Here is a 688-nt window from a genome sequence, read left to right on the forward strand (position 1 = left end):
ACAGGTGTACGAGTGTTATGAGTATTGAGTCAGACATGATTCACGTTGAGGTCGTGTATGCATTGCCTCATGAGCAACGCGTGTTTAACTTAGTTGTGAATAACCACGCGACGGTTGAAGAGATCATTCGTCAGTCGGGTGTCTTGGAATTGTATCCAGAAATTGATTTAGCAAAAAACAAAGTAGGTGTGTTTAGTCGTAATGTAAAACTAGACGCGACCGTACGTGATAAAGACCGCATTGAAATCTATCGCCCTTTATTGGCAGATCCAAAAGAGATTCGTCGTAAGCGAGCAGAGCAAGCAAAAGCGGCTGGGAATGCCGATCCAGTGACTGGTGGCAAGCCAAATGCTCTGCGCAAGTAAGCAGAATAAGCGATATTTTAGATGATAAAAAACCTCCCAAGTGGGAGGTTTTTTTGCATAAAGGTTTTATGATGCCAATCGATGTAATGAAAGGATTGGTTTATTGGATCTGTTCGTAAAACGCGTCACTTTTCGGGAAGTCACCGCTGATATCGGCCAGCGTTCCTTGGTCATTAAAGTTTACGACAAGATCTTTCTGTACTGGGTCACCGTGGCCTGGCGTGTGATGGTAGATATAATACCAAGTGTTAGGATAGCCATTTTCGATAAGCATTGGCGATCCAAGTACGAAGCGAACCTGTGCTTTAGTCATCCCAAACTTT

Annotated in this window: 2 protein-coding genes; one reads left to right on the plus strand and one right to left on the minus strand. The window is 43.6% G+C overall.

Annotation, left to right across the window (positions count from 1 at the left end; all coding sequences use genetic code 11):
* Positions 1–17: 17 nt before the first annotated feature.
* Positions 18–365, plus strand: a complete 348-nt coding sequence (locus tag R7040_RS26800) for an RnfH family protein (protein ID WP_005456005.1) — start codon at positions 18–20, stop codon at positions 363–365.
* Between the two features lie 100 nt (positions 366–465).
* On the opposite strand, the gene R7040_RS26805 is transcribed toward R7040_RS26800, so the two are convergent.
* The coding region (locus R7040_RS26805) for an outer membrane protein assembly factor BamE (protein WP_318097641.1) at positions 466–688 on the minus strand (223 nt) is incomplete at its 5' end.

This window comes from Vibrio sp. 1069 (genome assembly GCF_033340555.1).

Bases quoted from the DNA above. Each gene is read 5' to 3' on its own strand.
- R7040_RS26800 (WP_005456005.1), top strand. From the start codon at position 18: ATGAGTATTGAGTCAGACATGATTCACGTTGAGGTCGTGTATGCATTG.